A 17,371-nucleotide genomic window follows, 5' to 3' on the forward strand; every position below is an offset into this window, starting at 1 on the left:
GGTGCGGGGACGTGTCGGGGGGTGTCCGTCCTCGGAACGGCGCGGAATCGGTCTCCTACCGGGGCGAACGTGTTGACGCGCCAACCGCTGCGGGCGGACACCCCCCGACACGTCCCCTTCCCGCCGTACGCGGGTGCGGGTGCGCGGGGCTGGCGGCCGGCGCGTCACCACTGTTTCTCCGTCGGCGCGTGGGCCGAGGCCCGGGTGAGGGTGCGGGTTGCGTGGAGCAGGAGGATCAGCGCCCCGGTGCCGCAGGTGAGGGTTTGAACGCTGCCCGGGCCCCAGGTGTCGGTGAGGGTCTGGACCGGGACGGCCAGGACGTCGCAGCCGGGGAGGCGGGCCGCGAAGACCGTGGCCAGGGCTGTTGCCTGGGCTGTGGCGGTGGCCATGAGCACGACGACGGGGGCGTGGGTGAAGCGATGGATGGTGAGGAGGCGGGACAGGAGGAGCAGGGCGCCCAGGGCGGTGGTCTGTGCGTAGGGGGCGGGTTCGTCCAGGGCTTCGGCGGTCAGGGTGAGGAGGGCGGTGAGGGTGCACAGGAACAGGGCGAACGTGCCGAGCAGTAGGGGGCGTACGGAGGCGGCGAAGTCCTCCAGGCCGCGGCTGGCCGTCAGTTTGCGGCGCACTCGCGCGGTCAGGAGGTGGGTGGTCCAGGCCGCCGGGGCACAGGCCCAGGTGACGGCCAGGAGGGGAGCGGCGGCGAGGGGCCAGGGGGCGTTCGTGGTGCCGTCGGGCAGGCCGTCGGGGCCGCCGGCCAGGGCGGTTCGGAGCAGGCCGTCGCCGAGGAGGGCGTAGGCGATGAGCCAGTACGTCCAGGAGCTGGTGCCGGTCGCGGCGGTGCCGGAACCGGGGCTGAGCGGGCCTCGGGCGAGGGCCGCGCGCAGGGCCAGGGCCACGGCGAGGACGCCTGCGGCGGCGACCGTCGCGCGGGCCTGGCCGTGGGTGAGGTGCAGGCCGATCACGGTCGACGTGCACAGGGCGCCGGGGAGGAGGGTGAGCAGCGCCCAGTCGGCGCGTGGGCGGGAGGCAGCCTCGGGGGCGGGGGGCGTCGGCGTTTCGCCGTCGCGGGGGATCCGCGCGTACATCTCCTCGGCCAGGGAGAAGACGTCCCGGTGGCGGAAGCGGGCCGCCGTGCGGTCGGTGACTCCGTGAGCCTCCAGGCCCGCCGCGATCTCCAGGGGGTCCACGGCTCGTTCGCAGAGGTCCCGGTGACGGTGCATCAGGGCCTTCACCGGGTCCGCGCCGGTGCGGCGGGGGGCGGCGGGGCGACCGGCTCCCGTCGCCCCGGCACCCCGAACAGTCCCACCGCCCGGGTCGTGGTCGGCACCGGGCCCGGCGGCGTCCGCCTCGCCCGCTTCGCGCCCGGCCTCTGCGAACGCCTCCGTGACCAGCCACTCCTCCGACCGCACGTCCCAGGCTCCGGGGGTGTCCGGGGTCCCGGCGCGGTCCAGTTCGCCCAGCTCACTCATGACGCTCCCTCCGTGACGGCCGTCGGCGCCGTGGGGCGTAGCGGCGGCCGCACTGCCCAGCCGGGGCCGCCACGGGCCACGACGTGCACGCCCTGCTCGGTCCAGCGGCCGGGTACGTGGGCCTCGGCGGGTGCGGCGAACGGCAGGGGTTCGCCGGTGTCGTCGAGGAGGACACGGTGTACCGGTGTGCGCGAGACGATTTCCAGGTAAATGCCGTGAAATGCCGTGATGTTCTGCTCGACGGTGAACAGTTCGAGTGCGCGGGCGCGGGCGGCGGCGCCCAGGCGCTCGCGGCGCTCGGTATCGCGCAGCAGTGTCACGCACGCTTCGGCCAGCGCCCGCGGATTACGCGGGGGTACGACGAGGCCCGTGCCGCCGATGGCCTCCACGACGGCGCCGACGTCCGTGGACACCGTCGCGCGCCCGCAGAACATGGCCTCGACCAGGCCGATCGGGAAGCCCTCGACGACGCTGGACAGGACGGCCACCGCACCCGCGGCGTACGCGTCGGCCAGGGTCGGCAGCTCCGGGCCGCCGATCTCCTCGAAGGACACGGGGTTGTCGCCGACGGCGTGCGGGCCGTCCGCCTCGTCGGGGAAGAGTTGCGCGGCCAGCACCTTGCAGTGACCGAGGTAGGCCGTGCCCTCGGCGCCGGAGGGCGTGCCGACGATCCGCAGCCGTGTCTTGGGCTCCTCCTTGCGGATCTCCGCGAAGGCGTGCAGCAGGGAGACCAGGTCCTTGGCCGGTTCCACCCGGCCGACCCAGACCAGGGCGTGCGGGTCCGCACACTCCGGCGACTCGCCGATGTCCGCGAAGCGGGACGCGTCCATGCCCGGGTAGACCGTGCGGAGCTTGTCGCGGTCGGCACCGCAGCGTTCCTGCCAGCGACGCGCGTGTGCGTTGCCGGGCGTGACGATCGCGGCCCGGCCGTAGGTCTCGGCGGCGAGTCGGCCGTGGAAGGCGGTGAGCAGGGCGCGTACCGCGGGCGAGGACTCCGTGTCGGTCAGGTAGTGGGTGCGCAGCCGCACGCCGTACTCGGTGACCAGCAGGGGTACGTCGCAGAAGTGCCGCGCGAGCAGCCCGGGCAGGGCCGCCGCGCCGCCGGATGCCGCATGGCACAGGTCGACCGCTCCGAGGCCGTCGTCCTCGTACCAGTCGAGCGAGAGAGGGCGCAGGGCGCGTTCCAGGTGCGCGGCGACGGTGAGCAGATCCGGTACGCGCGCCTCGCGGGCTGTACGCAGGGCGCCGGGCGCGCGACAGGCGCGCTCCAGGGCGCGTACGGCGGCCTCGGAGCGGAGCGCTCCCACCAGCCCGCCCTCGTCGCGGGCAAGTTCGGCGAGCCCGTACAGCGCGCCGGCGAAACGGTCCGTCTCAGGGGCCGACGGCGCCTCGACGACGCTCCCCTCACACAGGGCGGCCGCCAACTCGCCGTAGCACTCGGCGAACCGCCGGCGCGCGCGCCGCCCGTACCCGACCGCATCCTCCTCGGCCGTCCACAGCGGTGCCGTGCGCACCCTGTTGACCTGCGGCGGCAGCGGAACCCAGCCCTCGTCCTCCTGGCGCTCGCTGCGGCTGAGCGCGTAGATGTCGAACTCGTGCTGCTCAAGCCCGCGCACGAGCCGGTCGCACCAGAGTCCGGCGTCACCGCTCACATACGGATAGCCACCCTCCGTAAGCAGTCCGATGCGCACCCGCGCACCCCCGATCTCCCGTATGGGGAGCCGCCGTTGACCCGGCGGCTCGCAGCGGGACGAACGTATGCGGACAAGGCGGTGGCGCGACGGACGGTTGTCCATCGCGCCACCAAAAGGGGTGAACGGCCGTAACTTTCCCGTGCAGGTCGCGTTCCGTCGCGCTAAGAGATCATGCGTGCACGGATCGTCACTCGCGGGTGGTGCGAATGCTCAGGTCACGGCCGGCTCGCGTCGGGCGGCTCTGCGCCGGGCCGCGATCCGCGGGTCCAGCGCCGGTACGGCGGCCAACAACTGCTTGGTGTACGGGTCCTGCGGGTTGTCGTACACCTCGTCCGCAGGACCCGACTCGACGATCCGGCCGCGGCGCATGACCGCCACGCGGTCGCTGACCTGGCGTACGACGGCGAGGTCGTGCGCGACGAAGACGAGCGCGAGCCCGAGTTCGCGCTGGAGCTCGCCCAGCAGGGCGACCACCTGGGCCTGGGTGGTGACGTCGAGCGCGGAGACCGGCTCGTCGCAGACGATGACGCGCGGGTCGGCCGCGAGCGCCCGCGCGATGCCCACGCGCTGGCGCTGTCCGCCGCTGAACTCGTGCGGATAACGGTCGTAGTGCGCCGCTTCGAGCCCCACACGCTCCAGCAGTTCTCGTACGCGCCCTCGGATGCGCCCCTCGTCCCTCCCCCACTCTCGGCTTCGCTCGAGCGTGGGGACGCCCATATCGCGCGCCCGCAGCGGGTCGGCGATCGACTCACCGACACTGCGGCGGGGGTTGAGGGAGGAGACGGGGTCCTGAAAGACCATCTGCACGTCTGGGCGTACTCCCCCGCCGGGCCTGATCTCGCCGGCCGTCGGCTCCAGGAGCCCCACGAGCATGCGCCCCAGGGTCGTCTTCCCGCTGCCGCTCTCGCCCACGACGCCGAGGGTCTCGCCGCGCCGGATCGTCAGCGAGACGTCGTCCACGGCCAGGAACGCCCGCTTGCCGCGTCCGAACTCGCGCCTGAGACCCCTCGCTTCGAGGACGACCTCCCCGGCCGCCCGCGAGGGAGCGCGCGGCGCGTCCACGCGCGGGACAGCGCCGAGCAGTTCCCGGGTGTACGGCTGCGCGGGCGCCCCCAGTACGGCATCGACCGACCCCTGCTCGACCGTCTGCCCGTGCCGCATGACCAGCACCTCGTCGACGCTCTCGGCGGCGACGCCGACGTCGTGCGTGACCAGCAGCAGGCCCATGCCGGTCTCCTCGCGCAGCGTGTGCAGCAGATCGAGGATCTGGGCCTGGACGGTGACGTCGAGCGCGGTCGTCGGCTCGTCGGCGATCAGCAGGTCGGGCTCGCAGGCCAGCGCCATGGCGATGAGGGCGCGTTGCCGCATGCCGCCGCTGAACTCGTGGGGGCGCGAACGGGACCGGCGGTGCGCGTCCGGAATACCCACCCGGTCCAGTACGTCCACCGCACGCGCGCGTGCCGCCCGCCGCGACCCGCGCGCGTGGACGCGGTACACCTCGGCGATCTGGTCCCCGATCGCGTAGTACGGGTCGAGGGACGACAGCGGGTCCTGGAAGACCATCGCGGCCTTCCCGCCGCGCAGTCTCCGTAGTTCGTCGTCCGATGCCTGTCGTACATCGGTTCCGGCGACCTCGACCGAGCCGCCGACCCGCGCGCCCGTGCCGCGGTGCAGGCCCAGCAGGGCCGAGGCGACCGTGGACTTGCCGGAGCCCGACTCGCCGACCAGGGCGAGGGCAGCGCCCTGCTCCAGACGGAAGGACAGTCCGTCCACGGCACGCAGTTCACCGAAGTCGACGGTCAGGTCGGTGACTTCGACGAGGCTCCGGGAAGAAGCCTTCTCGGCGTCGCTCACGTCAGCACCACCCGTCGGTCGGCCACCGCGTACAGCACGTCCGCGACGGCGTTGGCGATCACTACGAAGAAGCCGATGACGAGGACCATGCCGACGACCACCGGCAGGTCGACGACATTGACGGCATGGACCAGTTCCTGACCGATGCCGGGCAGGCCGAAGAGCGTCTCGGTGAGCACCGCACCGCCGACCGCGCCGCCGAAGTTGTTGGCGTTCAGCGCGATGACCGGCGCGAGCGCTCCGCGCAACGCGTGCCGCCCGATGACCGACCGCTCGCCGACGCCGTACGCCCTGAAGGTCCGGATGTGGTCCTCGGCGAGCGTCTCCAGCATCGACGCCCTGGTCAGCCGGGCGAACGCGGCGGCCTCGACGAGGGCGAGCGAGAGCCAGGGCAGCAGCAGGTTCCACGCCCACTGTTCGGGGTCGTCGGTGAGGTTCACGTACTGCGGGAAGGGCAGCAGTTCCAGTTCGCCGCAGACGACGATCATCAGAACCAGGCCGATGACGAAGACGGGCGTGGCGACGCCCACCAGCGTGACACCGGTCAGTGCCCGCTCGGTGAGCCTGCCGCGCCGCCATGCCGACAGGACACCGGTGCCGACACCGAGGATCAGCCACAGCACCATCGCGCCGAACACGAGCGACAGACTGACCGGCAGCTTCGCCAGGATCAGCTCGGTGACCTGCTGGTCGCTCTGGTACGACAGCCCGAGGCAGGGCGCCGAGCAGTGCTCCACCGAGGTGCCCGTCGAGTAGTCCCGGCCGGCGACGAGACCCTGCAGGAAATCCCAGTAGCGCACGTACAGCGGGTCGTCGAGGTGGAGTTGCCCGGCGACCTGCTGGACCTGGGCGGGCGAGCAGCGCGGGCCGCAGGTGATCTGGGCGACGTTGCCGGGGGTGACGTAGAAGACGACGTAGACGATCACCGAGATCGCGAACAGGGTGATGACGGCTCCTGCGACGCGGCGCAGGACGAAGCCTCCGAAGCCGGTCACGAGGCGCCTCCCCGGTCCGCCTTGGCCTCCTGCTTGCGACCCGTGCCGACACGCAGGCGGGAGGCCGCGCGCGGGTCGAGGGCGGTACGTACCCCGTCGCCGAGGACGGTCAACGCCAGCACGGTCACGAAGAGCGCGCTCGCCGGCAGCAGCAGGTACTGCGGGGCCGCCTGGTACCAGACGTCGGCGGCGGTGAGCATCTGCCCCCATGACGGTGTCGGGGGCTTGACGCCCACACCGAGGAAGGACAGCGAGGCCTCGATGGTGATGTTGATCGGGACCAGGAGCGCGGCGTAGGTGATGACGGGCGCGGCAAGGCCGGGCAGCAGCTCACGGCGGGCGATCCGCCAGGTGCCCCAGCCGCTGAGCCGGGCGGCGGAGACGTAGTCGAGCCCCTTGAGCGTGAGGGTCTGCGCGCGCGTGATCTTCGCGATGTTGCCCCAGGCGACGAGGCCGATGACGAGGGCGACCAGGACGGGGCGCGGGAAACTCGACGGCACGATCGCGAGCAGCGCCAACGCCATGATCATCAGTGGCAGGGCGACGATGATGTCCGTGAGCCGGCTCAACAGTTGATCAACCCATTGGCTCCCGAGCGCGGCGGCAACGCCCACCACGACACCGATGAGGACCTGTACGACGGTCGCGGCCAGCGCGACGCCGAGCGACACCCGCGCGCCGTACACCAGCCGCGCGAACAGGTCACGTCCGGTCTGCGGTTCGATGCCGAGCCAGTGGTCACCGCTGATGCCCCCGAAGGACCCGACGGGCACACCGCCCCGCGCCGAATCCACCAAAGAGGGGTGGTACGTGGTCGGGTCCTGGCCCTCGATCGCGGTGAGCAGCGGTGCGGCGAGCGCGACCAGGACGAGCAGCGCGACGACGACCGCCGCGGCGAGGGCGGCGCGCTGCGTCCGCAGCCGCCGCCAGAACTGACGAGCCCCCGAGGCGGGGGCGACGGACGGATCCGCCGCTCCCGCCTGTGAGGCGACAAGTGCCTCGCTCATGGCGCTACTTGACCGCGACCTGCGAGGGGTCCAGGACGCCGTCCCAGTCGCTGATCACGATGTTGCGGATGTCCTTGCCGTACAGCCGCTTGTAGACGGGGTGGAACAGCGGGACGGTCAGGGCCTGTTCGCCGATCTTCTTGTCCAGTGCACCCCACCTCTTGGCAGCCGCGTCAAGATCCGTCAACTTGTTGATCGCGTCAATCTCGGCATTGACCGACTTGTCATCGAGGAAGCCCGTGTTGAAGTTCGCACCGTCCTCGACGATCTGCCGGCCGTCGAAGATCGGGGCGAGGAAGGGGCCGCCGGAGGGCCAGTCGGCACCCCAGTGGGCGAGGAAGAAGCCCGGCTCGGTCTTCACGTTGTGGATCTTGTCGGAGTAGTCGTTCTCCTCGAGACCCTGCAGCTTGACGGTGATGCCGGCCTTTTTGAGCGCATCCTGGATCGCGGTCGCGATCTCCGGGCCGGTCTCGAAGTCCTTGCTGTTGGAGTGGGTCAGCGTGATGGTGAGCCCGTTCCCGTAACCGGCCTCCTTCAGCAGCTCCTCGGCCTTCGCAGCGTTGCCGGACGCGCCCGCCGGGAACAGGTCGTACGGCGTGTAGCCGAAGGACTTCTGGTTCGGCAGGAAGGTGGTGGCGGCCTCCGCCAGTGACGATCCACCGGCCGCGTTGACCACGGACGAGCGGTCGATGGCGTACGAGATCGCCTGCCGCACCTTGATGTTGTCGAACGGCTTCACGTTCGGGTTGAACGCGATGTAGTTGGTGTAGCCGAAGCGGCCGGTGCCGACGCGAGCGGCAAGCTCCTTGTCGCCACTCACCTTGGCCAGCTCGGCCGGGCCCAGGTTGGTGTCCGTGGTGATGGCGGTGGCGTCCGTTCCCTGAGACGCGGACAGCCGCTGGTTGATCACGGACGAGTCGAGCCCGGACCGCACGTCGATCTTGTCCGGGTACGCCTTGCGCTCGGCGTCCGTCGAGGCGGACCAGTACGGGTTGCGCTCCAGGACGAGCCGCTCGCCGTCGTTCTCGTTACTGACGACCTTGTACGGGCCGGACGAGACCGGGTGCTCCTCGTACTTCGTGCCCGTGTCCTTGGCCTTGGGGACGGGCGCGAACTGCGTCTGCGTGGCCAGGTAGGGGAACTCGCCCTCGGGCTTGTCGAGATGGAAGACGATCGTGCGGGAGTCCGGCGTCTCGATCGAGTCGAGCCCGCCCTTGTCCTTGTACGGGCCCTCGTAGCCGGCGCCGCCGATCAGCCAGTCCCGCAGGTAGGGGGCACCGCCGGAGAGCTCGGCGGCGAAGGAACGCTCGATGCCGTACTTGATGTCGGCCGAGGTGATCGCGGTGCCGTCCTCGTACTTGAGGCCCTTCTTCAGGGTGTACGTCCAGACGGTCGCGTCCTTGTTGGGCCGCCCGGTGTCGGTGGCGAGGTCCGGGACGACCTCGGCGCCGGCCTCGCCGTTCTCGCGGTTGCGGGTGGTGAGCGTACGGAAGACCAGCGACGGGATCTTGCCGCCACCGGAGGTGTACAGCCGGGCCGGGTCGAAGTCCTGCTGCGGGTTGGAGTTCAGGACCGAGAGGGTGCCGCCCTTGTGAGGCATGGAGTCGCCGCCGGAGGCCTTGGCATCGTTGTCCTCGGGCCCGCAGGCGGCGACGCCCGCTGCCAGAACAAGGCCTACGGATGCCGCTGCCACGCGGCGCGCTGTGAGGGACGGTTGACGCATCGGAGACGACCTCTCAAAAGATGAGACAGATTGCCGAATAGTGAGACAGGTGTGAGCAGACGTCTGCCCCGGCGTCAGGTCGTCGGAAAACACGTGACCGAGTCACGCAAAGGATGAGAGTTCGCGACGCGCACGCCGAAGGGCGGGCGTCAGCGACAGAGAATGTCGGCCACGCAGAGCGGGGTCACACCGATGAGCGCCAACTCGAAGGCGCTGCAGGCGGAGGTGTGACCGGGCGACATGCGCAGCAATATGTACGACTTTTCTGCGCATGTCAACGCGACACCGGCGTGACGCGAGGGTCGGCCCGTCAACTCCCCGGGTAGGGCCAGGGGTTGGCCCGGCAGTGAATCCCGTCATGGTCGAGGAACTTGGTCTGCTGCTGCATGACCGGGGCGAGTTCGCCGTTCTTGTCGCAGGTGACGTGGCTGTAGCCGAGCCGGTGGCCGACTTCGTGGTTGATCAGCATTTGCCGGTATGCATGGATCTGATCACCGTATGTCTGCGACCCCTGCGCCCATCGATATGCGTTGATCATCACGCGCTCGGTGGCGGCCGAGTCGCACGACACGTTGTCCTCGGTGGTGTCCAGACCGGACTTGGCGCACCAGACGGCGGTGGTGCCGGGGCTTGCCAGCGTGATCACGAAGTCGGGCTTGCCGGAGTAGACTCGCTCGAAGGTGCGGGCCCCGTTGTGGGCCCAACTCCGGTCGTCGTTGAGCGTCTTCTGCACGGCCTCGGCGAAGAGTTCGCCGTCGAGGCCGAGCCCCTGTTCGACGTCGACGCGGTAGGTGTACTTCTGCCCCTTGCCGGGCGCCTTGTCGACCCCCTGGATCGCGTCGAACTTGCCCGACCCCTTGAACGCGGCGCCGAGCGCGTACGTCTTGTCCATCTTCTGCTCGTACGTCAGCGTCGACACGCTCGGCGAACCGGAGGGCGCCGGCCGGCCGTCCCCGCGCGTGGCGGAGTCGCGGGCGTCTCGGGCCTGGTCGGTGGCGGACTGCGACTGTACGGCGTTGTCGTCCCGCCCGTCCGCGACCTGACCGGCCACGACGACGGCCAGCACGGTGGTGACGGCGGCGGCCGCGATCCCGGTGAACGTCCGTCCCTTGCCGCCCCTGGCGGGCGCCGGTTCGCCCGTGGGCGGCGCGTCGTCGTCATCGAGGCCGTGGCTGCCGGTCTCGGGGGGCCAGGCGGTGACGGAGCCGTACGGGTCGGAGGCAAGTGCGACGGCCGGGGCGCGGTGCGCCGAGGTGACGGGATCACGGGGCGCGAAGACGTCGTCGTCCCGCTCGAAGGCGTCGAGGTAGTCCTGCCGGGGCCCCCTCGCCCCCACCGGCGGCGACTGCCGCTGCCGCGGAACACCGGCGCCCGGCCCGGTCGGCCTGCCGTTCCCGACGCCGCCGCGTCCGCTCAACTTCCCCCAGCCGCCACCTGGTTCACGCTGCTCGGGATGCCCCCCACGCACCTGAGGAAAACCATGGGCCGGAGTGCCGTCGGGGAGACGCTGCACCCCGCGCGCGGGGTCCGCGGATCCCGGATCCTCCTGGGCCTGCGTCCCGTAGCCCGCCTGAGGCGCGGGCCGTGCCCGCCGCGCGGGCGGTGGCCCCGGTGTCCCACCCCGGCCCGCCGGATCGGCGCCATCCCCCTTGGGGTCATTCTTGGGAACAGATCCACGTCGACTGTGGCGTCCCACGTCGCCCCTCAGCTCCCCGAGTTCGTACTGCCCGACATCCCGGCTCCACCGCCGGAGGCCCCTTCAGTGTCTCTGCTGCTGTCGGCGATCAGGTCGCGAAACGCCCCGGCCACCGTCTCCGGATATTCCATCATCGCCACGTGCCCCGCCTCCGGCAGGGTGAGGAGGCGCGAGTCGCGGAAGGTGCGGGCCGCCTTCTGCGCCATGCGGAACCCCACGAGCTGATCGCGGCCGCCGTAGACGAGGAGGGTCGGCGCGAGGACACGTTCGGCCTGGCGCCACAGCGCGTGCTGGCCGCCCAGGGTGTACGCGTTCACCAGCCCGCGCGCGGAACGCGTCATCGCGTCCCAGAAGTACGGCAGTTGCACCCGCCGCTCCATCTCCTCCACGGCGTTGCGGAACCCTTCCGGGCTCACCCGCCCGGGATCGCCGTAACAAAGGGCCATCACCCCGCGGACCCGCTGCTCCGCCGTCCACTCCTTGGTGAACCGGGTGAAGAGCCCGGCCACGCCGGGCACCGCCAGCAGCCCCGTCGGCACGGCCGTGCGCTGGACGCGGATCTCCGGCAGCGCGGGCGAGACAAGGGTGACCGTGCGGACGAGATCGGGCCGCACCGCGGCGACGCGCGTGGCGACCGCGCCACCGAGCGAGTTCCCGAAGAGATGCACAGGACCGCGCCCGCAGGCATCGAGATAACGCATCACCGCGCGCGCGTGCCCGGTGATCGAGTAGTCGCCGTCGTCCGGTGGCGGGGAGTCACCGAAGCCCGGCAGGTCGACGGCCTCGCCGTCGACGGCGTCCTCCAGCTGCAGCATCAGCGCCGACCAGTTCTGTGAGGAACCGCCGAGGCCATGGACGTAGAGCGCGGGGGGCAGCCCCTCGCGCGCGGGCGGCCTCGACCGTACCGTCAGCGTGATCCCGGGCAGCCCCACCGACCTGAGCCGCTCGCCCTCGGCGACCCTGACGGGCGCCACCTTGGGAAGCACGTTGGCGGGCGGCACGAACGGCAGCTCGGTCGAAGACATGCGGCAATGTTACGAGACGATCACGCAGTGGTTCGTGTGTTCGCCGTCACAGAAGGTACCCGGATCGCATGGCGTCCGGATCGGGTGTCTCCTAGGCTCGTACGCAGGGCACCCGCATGTGGCCCCCTGTTCCATTCAGGGATGTTCTAGGAAGGGAGCCCATCATGGCCGTCGACCCCACCGATCCCGAGACGTTCGTGGACGAGGACGCCGAGGAAGCAACCGAGATCGATGTCGAAGCACCGGAGGGCGACGCCGCCGAGCAGCTGACGGACGTCAAGCCGGATCGCGACGAACCCCTGACCGGCATGGACCCGGACCGCGCCAACGAGGCCGACCTCATCGAACAGGCGCGCGTGGTCTCCATCGACGAGGACGACTATCGGTGACAGCGCCCGTTCCATCCCGTTTCGAGACGCCATGCGCAGTATGTGTCAGCGTCCGGTCCGTGAAATTCTGGGCTCACACTGCGCACACCACGGTTACCGAAAAGTACGATGGCGGCGCGGCGCACACCGCACGAGGACGACTTTGGGAGGCGGCGTGACAGCCATCGAGCAGACAGAGGCGGCACGCCCGCGAGGCACGCGCCTGCCGCGCCGTGCCCGACGGAACCAGCTGCTGGGCGCCGCGCAGGAAGTTTTCGTGGCGCAGGGCTACCACGCGGCCGCGATGGACGACATCGCCGAGCGCGCCGGCGTCAGCAAGCCGGTGCTCTACCAGCACTTCCCCGGCAAGCTCGACCTCTACCTCGCGCTGCTGGACCAGCACTGCGAGTCGCTGATCCAGTCCGTACGCACCGCGCTCGCGTCAACGACCGACAACAAGCAGCGCGTACGGGCGACCATGGACGCCTACTTCGCGTACGTCGAGGACGACGGCGGCGCGTTCCGCCTGGTCTTCGAGTCGGACCTGACGAACGAGCCCGCGGTGCGCGAGCGCGTCGACAAGGTCACGACCGAGTGCGCCGAGGCGATCTGCGAGGTCATCGCCGAGGACACCGGCCTCTCCCGTGCGGAGTCGATGCTGCTGGCCTCCGGCCTCGGCGGTCTGGCCCAGGTGGTGGCCCGTTCCTGGCTGCACAGCGACCGCAGTGTCCCGCGCGACCAGGCGGTCCAACTGCTGACCTCGCTCGCCTGGCGGGGCATCGCCGGTTTCCCGCTGCACGGCACCGACCACCACTGACCGCGCCCGCCGTGAGGGTTTGTTCCCGCCCGCTGTTCGCTGTTGGCGTTCTTGCGCGGAGCGTGGACGTCCCCTCACCGGGCTAATGTGTGCGGAGTACGGCGCGGAAGGTCGCGCACTTCACTGACCGTCGGAGGGACATAGCCGTGGAGGTCAAGATCGGCGTGCAGCACGCGCCTCGCGAGATCGTTCTGGAGAGCGGTCAGAGTGCCGAGGAGGTCGAGCGGGCGGTGTCCGAGGCGCTGGCCGGCAAGTCGCAGCTGCTGAGCCTCGTGGACGAGCACGGCCGCAAGGTCCTCGTCCCTGCCGACCGCCTCGCCTACGTCGAGCTCGGCGAGCCGGCCCCGCGCAAGGTGGGCTTCGGCGCGCTGTAGTCATACGCGACGAGAGGGGCCCGGCGACGATGAGTCGCCGGGCCCCTCTCGGTTTTTTTCTCCACATGTGGCGCACAAGTCAGGCACAGAGGAGGATTGCATTCCGCAGGTCACGGGTATGACGGGCTACGACCGTGACGCGCAGTGTGGCCGTGTGGGAGGGACCCCATGATGTTGTTGGAAGCGCTCGGCTCCGCTCTGCTCGGTCTCGTGCTGGCGGGGTTGGCGATCCACCGTCTTTCCCACCGTCTGCCCGCCCGATCCATGGTCCTCGCGACCGGCGTGGCCGGCGCCCTCTTCGGCGCCTTCGTCACGCACAGCGCGCTGGACGCGGGCGGTGTCCTGGTGATCCTCGTCGGCGCGACGATCGTCTCGGCGGCCTCGCTCTCGCTCCTCCTGCGCCCCGCGGGAAGACTTCGCCGCCGATCGGCAACCGCCTGATCCAGCGCCGATCGCGGCACCTTCCGTAAGACCCCCGCGAGGGCCGTCAGGCCACCGCGAAGGGCCGTCAGGCCGCCAGTCCCAGCGCCGCCATCCGCTTGGTGTGCGCCTCGGTGATCCGGGAGAACATCCGGCCGACCTCGGCGAGGTCGAAGCCGTCCGCGACGCCGCCCACGAGCATCGTCGACAGCGCGTCCCGGTCGGCGACCACGCGCTGGGACTGCGACAGGGCCTCGCCCATCAGCCGTCGTGCCCACAGCGCGAGCCGCCCGCCCACACGCGGGTCCGCGTCGATGGCCGCGCGCACCTTCTCGACGGCGAAGCCGGCGTGCCCGGTGTCGTCGAGGACGGCCAGGACGAGCTCGCGGGTGTCCGAGTCGAGCCGGGCGGCGACCTCCCGGTAGAAGTCACTGGCGATCGAGTCGCCGACGTACGCCTTGACGAGCCCCTCCAGCCAGTCCGAGGGCGCCGTCTGCTTGTGGAAGCCGTCCAGCGCGGCGACGAACGGCTCCATGGCCGCGGTCGGCTCCTCGCCGATCTCCGTCAGCCGGTCGCGCAGCTTCTCGTAGTGGTGGAACTCGGCCGACGCCATCTTCGCCAGCTCCGCCTTGTCCGCCAGCGTCGGCGCCAGCTTCGCGTCCTCCGCGAGCCGCTCGAACGCCGCCAGTTCGCCGTACGCGAGCGCGCCCAGCAGGTCGACGACCGCGGCGCGGTACTGCGGTTCGGCGGAGGCCCGCGTCCAGTCCTGGGCGGCGACTCCGGTGGGTTCGACAGGTGCTGCGGAGGCGTTGTCAGGCTTGTCAGAGGTCGTCATGAAGCGCACAATAGCTCGCTCGCCGCGCGACGGAAGTCCCTGGTCAATCAGTGTGACGCCGACTACGTGACCAAATCGGCCATCGCGTGTGCGCGTTTCCGGGGTACAGTGGTAATGCGCCCGCCGACTATTCGACGGGCTGCATGAATGAGGATGCCCGGTCGGTGGCCCGATCGGCTCCGACCCGACAGCCCTCCTCGCCCGTACGACGCAGTGCGTACGAAGTTCGGAGGGGGACCCTCAGCGGTTCGAGCGCTAGAGCGTCGGCAGCGGTCCCGTGTCATACGGCTCGCCCGTAAGGCAGTAGTCGACGTCCCCAGCACGGTCCTAGACGACCCCCGCGCTCGCCCTCGTGCCGCGCACACAGAAGAGGCAGCACCCTGACTACGACTTTCCGAGAGCTCGGAATCCTTCCCGAGACGGCCGAAGCACTTGAGGCCGTCGGCATCATCACCCCCTTCCCCATCCAGGAGATGACGCTCCCCGTCGCCCTCACCGGCACGGACGTCATCGGCCAGGCCAAGACCGGCACCGGCAAGACGCTGGGCTTCGGCCTCCCGCTCCTCGAGCGCGTCACCGTCCCCGCCGACGTCGAGGCCGGCCGCGCCAAGCCCGAAGACCTCACCGACGCCCCGCAGGCGCTCGTCGTCGTCCCCACCCGCGAGCTGTGCACGCAGGTCACCAACGACCTGCTGACCGCGGGCAAGGTCCGCAACGTACGCGTTCTCGCCATCTACGGCGGCCGGGCGTACGAGCCTCAGGTCGAGGCCCTCAAGAAGGGCGTCGACGTGATCGTCGGCACCCCGGGCCGTCTGCTGGACCTCGCGGGCCAGAAGAAGCTCAACCTCAAGCACATCAAGGCGCTCGTCCTCGACGAGGCCGACGAGATGCTCGACCTGGGCTTCCTGCCCGACGTCGAGAAGATCATCAACATGCTGCCGGCCCGCCGCCAGACGATGCTGTTCTCGGCGACCATGCCGGGCGCGGTCATCGGCCTCGCGCGCCGCTACATGTCGCAGCCCACGCACATCAGCGCCACGGCGCCGGACGACGCGGGCAAGACGGTCGCGAACACCAAGCAGCACATCTACCGCGCGCACAACATGGACAAGCCCGAGCTGGTCGCGCGGATACTGCAGGCCGAGGGCCGCGGTCTCGTGATGGTCTTCTGCCGTACGAAGCGGACGGCGGCCGATCTGGCCGACCAGCTCCAGCAGCGCGGTTTCGCCTCCGGCGCGGTCCACGGCGACCTCGGCCAGGGCGCCCGCGAGCAGGCGCTGCGCGCCTTCCGCAACGGCAAGGTGGACGTCCTCGTCTGCACCGACGTCGCCGCCCGCGGCATCGACGTCGAGGGTGTCACCCACGTCATCAACTACCAGTCCCCCGAGGACGAGAAGACGTACCTGCACCGCATCGGCCGTACGGGCCGCGCGGGTGCCAAGGGCATCGCGATCACCCTCGTCGACTGGGACGACATCCCGCGCTGGCAGCTCATCAACAAGGCGCTGGACCTCGGGTTCAACGACCCGCCGGAGACGTACTCCACCTCCCCGCACCTCTTCGAGGAGCTGAGCATCCCCGCGGGCACCAAGGGTGTCCTGCCGCGCTCGGAGCGCACGCGCGCCGGGCTCGGAGCGGAGGAGCTGGAGGACCTGGGCGAGACGGGCGGCCGCGGTGCACGCGGTCGCGGTGACCGAGGCGGCCGTGGTGACCGGGACAGCCGTGGTGACCGAGGCGGTCGTGGTGACCGGGACAGCCGTGGTGACCGAGGCGGTCGAGGTGACCGGGACAGCCGAGGCGGTCGGGAGGAGTCCCGTTCGGCCGAGGACGAGCGTTCCGCCCGCACGCCGCGTCGCCGTCGCCGCACCCGTAACGGGGCCCCGCTGGACACGACCGCCCCCGCCGGGACGGCTCCCACCGAGGGCGTCGCCGCCCCGCAGGAGACCACCGCGGCGGAGGACGCCACCGCGACCCGCACCCCGCGCCGCCGTCGCCGCACCCGCGGCGCGGCGTCGGAGACGATGCCGGCCACGGCAGCGGTGACGGTCGAGCCGACGGTGTCCGAGGTGGCGCCGGTCACGGAGGCGGCGGAGGCCGCCGTCGCGACGGCCGAGGGCACGGTTGCCGTCGACGCCGCCGAGACCGCGGCGAAGCCGCGCCGCCGCCGCACCCGCAAGTCAGCGGAGACGGCGGTCGACACGGCCGAGTCCACGACGACGGAGACCGTGTCTCAGACCCCGGCTGCGCCGGAGCCCGAGGCTCCCGTCGCCGCCCCGCGCCGTCGTACGCGCAAGGCCGCGGCCGCCCCTGCGGCCGAGGTCGCCGTCGACACAGCCGAGGGGACCGGGACTTCGGAAGCCGAGGCTGCAGAGGTCAAGCCTCGCCGTCGTACGCGGAAGACGACTGCCGCGGCTCCGGCCGAGGCTCCGGCCGAGGCCGCTCTCGACACCGCCGAGGCCGTGGAGGCCAAGCCGCGTCGCCGTACGCGCAAGGCCGTGGCCACGGAGCCCGTCGCCGAGATCCCGGCGCAGACGGCCCCGGAGGCGGCCGAGGTCAAGCCGCGCCGTACGCGCAAGGCTGCCGCCACCGCCGCGACGGCCGTCGACACGGCCGAGGCCGTGGAGGCCAAGCCCCGTCGCACCCGCAAGGCCACGGCGGCGGCTGCTGAAGCCGCCGTCGACACCGCGGAAGGTACGGCGACCAAGCCGCGCCGTACGCGGAAGACGGCAGCCGCGGCTCCGGCCGAGGCCGCTCTCGACACCGCCGAGGCCGTGGAGGCCAAGCCGCGCCGTACACGGAAGACCGCCGCCGCAGCTCCGGCCGAGGCCGCCGTCGACACCGCCGAGGCCGTGGAGGCCAAGCCGCGCCGTACACGGAAGACCGCCGCCGCCAAGGCAGTTGAGGGTGACGTGGTCGAGGCGGCCGCAGAGGCCAAGCCTCGTCGTCGCACCCGCAAGGCCGCGGAGCCCGACGTGGCTGTCGCCGCGATCCCGGCCCAGGCCGTGGCCGAGGAAAAGGTGGCCGCACCCCGTCGCCGGACCCGTAAGGCCGCGGCAGCCACGGAGCCCACGGAGAGCTGATCTCCTGCCCGACG

Annotated in this window: 15 protein-coding genes; 5 read left to right on the forward strand and 10 right to left on the reverse strand. The window is 71.3% G+C overall.

The window, feature by feature from the left end; translation table 11 throughout:
• Nucleotides 1-164 precede the first annotated feature (164 nt).
• The 9 genes from ADK57_RS45175 to ADK57_RS45210 all read right to left on the reverse strand — a co-directional run bounded on the left by ADK57_RS45175 (nt 165) and on the right by ADK57_RS45210 (nt 11,463).
• Nucleotides 165-1,469, reverse strand: a complete 1,305-nt coding sequence (locus ADK57_RS45175; protein WP_053755614.1) for a hypothetical protein — start codon at nt 1,467-1,469, stop codon at nt 165-167.
• Nucleotides 1,466-3,160, reverse strand: a complete 1,695-nt coding sequence (locus tag ADK57_RS45180; RefSeq protein ID WP_234390598.1) for a DUF3492 domain-containing protein — start codon at nt 3,158-3,160, stop codon at nt 1,466-1,468. Before ADK57_RS45180 ends, ADK57_RS45175 begins: the two co-directional genes overlap by 4 nt.
• Before the next feature lie 213 nt (nt 3,161-3,373).
• Complete coding sequence (locus ADK57_RS45185; RefSeq protein ID WP_053755616.1) at nt 3,374-5,017, reverse strand: dipeptide ABC transporter ATP-binding protein; 1,644 nt, start codon at nt 5,015-5,017, stop codon at nt 3,374-3,376.
• On the reverse strand, nt 5,014-6,012 hold the full coding sequence (locus ADK57_RS45190; protein ID WP_053755617.1) for an ABC transporter permease: 999 nt from the start codon (nt 6,010-6,012) through the stop codon (nt 5,014-5,016). The genes ADK57_RS45185 and ADK57_RS45190 overlap by 4 nt, the downstream gene beginning before the upstream one ends.
• The gene (locus ADK57_RS45195; RefSeq protein ID WP_053755618.1) at nt 6,009-7,019 is read right to left on the reverse strand and encodes an ABC transporter permease; all 1,011 of its coding nucleotides are present in this window, start codon (nt 7,017-7,019) and stop codon (nt 6,009-6,011) included. The genes ADK57_RS45190 and ADK57_RS45195 overlap by 4 nt, the downstream gene beginning before the upstream one ends.
• 4 nt (nt 7,020-7,023) lie before the next feature.
• The gene (locus ADK57_RS45200; RefSeq protein WP_053755619.1) at nt 7,024-8,742 is read right to left on the reverse strand and encodes an ABC transporter substrate-binding protein; all 1,719 of its coding nucleotides are present in this window, start codon (nt 8,740-8,742) and stop codon (nt 7,024-7,026) included.
• Nucleotides 8,743-8,891: 149 nt separating this feature from the next.
• Entirely contained in the window at nt 8,892-8,984 is a 93-nt protein-coding gene (locus tag ADK57_RS52345) for an Ms4533A family Cys-rich leader peptide (RefSeq protein ID WP_324612283.1), read from the reverse strand.
• 68 nt (nt 8,985-9,052) lie between these two features.
• Nucleotides 9,053-10,438 carry a DUF3152 domain-containing protein gene (locus ADK57_RS45205; protein ID WP_107091806.1) on the reverse strand — a complete coding sequence of 462 codons (1,386 nt, stop codon included), beginning with the start codon at nt 10,436-10,438 and terminating at the stop codon, nt 9,053-9,055.
• 8 nt (nt 10,439-10,446) lie between these two features.
• Complete coding sequence (locus tag ADK57_RS45210; protein WP_053755621.1) at nt 10,447-11,463, reverse strand: alpha/beta fold hydrolase; 1,017 nt, start codon at nt 11,461-11,463, stop codon at nt 10,447-10,449.
• Between the two features lie 164 nt (nt 11,464-11,627).
• Here ADK57_RS45210 and ADK57_RS45215 point away from each other — a divergent pair, with 164 nt between their 5' ends.
• The 4 genes from ADK57_RS45215 to ADK57_RS45230 all read left to right on the forward strand — a co-directional run bounded on the left by ADK57_RS45215 (nt 11,628) and on the right by ADK57_RS45230 (nt 13,463).
• Complete coding sequence (locus ADK57_RS45215) at nt 11,628-11,852, forward strand: hypothetical protein (RefSeq protein ID WP_053755622.1); 225 nt, start codon at nt 11,628-11,630, stop codon at nt 11,850-11,852.
• A 154-nt stretch (nt 11,853-12,006) separates the two neighbouring features.
• Nucleotides 12,007-12,648 carry a TetR/AcrR family transcriptional regulator gene (locus tag ADK57_RS45220; protein WP_053755623.1) on the forward strand — a complete coding sequence of 214 codons (642 nt, stop codon included), beginning with the start codon at nt 12,007-12,009 and terminating at the stop codon, nt 12,646-12,648.
• 146 nt (nt 12,649-12,794) lie between these two features.
• Entirely contained in the window at nt 12,795-13,022 is a 228-nt protein-coding gene (locus ADK57_RS45225; RefSeq protein WP_019754243.1) for a DUF3107 domain-containing protein, read from the forward strand.
• 171 nt (nt 13,023-13,193) lie between these two features.
• Nucleotides 13,194-13,463, forward strand: a complete 270-nt coding sequence (locus tag ADK57_RS45230; protein WP_063786107.1) for a hypothetical protein — start codon at nt 13,194-13,196, stop codon at nt 13,461-13,463.
• A gap of 67 nt (nt 13,464-13,530) precedes the next feature.
• On the opposite strand, the gene ADK57_RS45235 is transcribed toward ADK57_RS45230, so the two are convergent.
• Nucleotides 13,531-14,286, reverse strand: a complete 756-nt coding sequence (locus tag ADK57_RS45235; RefSeq protein WP_053755625.1) for a ferritin-like domain-containing protein — start codon at nt 14,284-14,286, stop codon at nt 13,531-13,533.
• A 464-nt stretch (nt 14,287-14,750) separates the two neighbouring features.
• On the opposite strand from ADK57_RS45235, the gene ADK57_RS45240 reads away from it, so the two are divergent.
• On the forward strand, nt 14,751-17,357 hold the full coding sequence (locus ADK57_RS45240; protein WP_053755626.1) for a DEAD/DEAH box helicase: 2,607 nt from the start codon (nt 14,751-14,753) through the stop codon (nt 17,355-17,357).
• Nucleotides 17,358-17,371 lie beyond the last annotated feature (14 nt).

This window comes from Streptomyces sp. MMG1533, from assembly GCF_001279775.1.
In the GTDB taxonomy this organism is placed as follows: domain Bacteria; phylum Actinomycetota; class Actinomycetes; order Streptomycetales; family Streptomycetaceae; genus Streptomyces.

Excerpts from the sequence above, each read along its gene's own strand:
- ADK57_RS45175 (WP_053755614.1), bottom strand. The coding sequence starts at position 1,469 with ATGAGTGAGCTGGGCGAACTGGACCGCGCCGGGACCCCGGACACCCCC.
- ADK57_RS45195 (WP_053755618.1), bottom strand. The coding sequence starts at position 7,019 with ATGAGCGAGGCACTTGTCGCCTCACAGGCGGGAGCGGCGGATCCGTCC.
- ADK57_RS45200 (WP_053755619.1), bottom strand. The coding sequence starts at position 8,742 with ATGCGTCAACCGTCCCTCACAGCGCGCCGCGTGGCAGCGGCATCCGTA.
- ADK57_RS52345 (WP_324612283.1), bottom strand. The coding sequence starts at position 8,984 with ATGTCGCCCGGTCACACCTCCGCCTGCAGCGCCTTCGAGTTGGCGCTC.
- ADK57_RS45210 (WP_053755621.1), bottom strand. The coding sequence starts at position 11,463 with ATGTCTTCGACCGAGCTGCCGTTCGTGCCGCCCGCCAACGTGCTTCCC.
- ADK57_RS45215 (WP_053755622.1), top strand. The coding sequence starts at position 11,628 with ATGGCCGTCGACCCCACCGATCCCGAGACGTTCGTGGACGAGGACGCC.
- ADK57_RS45230 (WP_063786107.1), top strand. The coding sequence starts at position 13,194 with ATGTTGTTGGAAGCGCTCGGCTCCGCTCTGCTCGGTCTCGTGCTGGCG.
- ADK57_RS45240 (WP_053755626.1), top strand. The coding sequence starts at position 14,751 with ATGACGCTCCCCGTCGCCCTCACCGGCACGGACGTCATCGGCCAGGCC.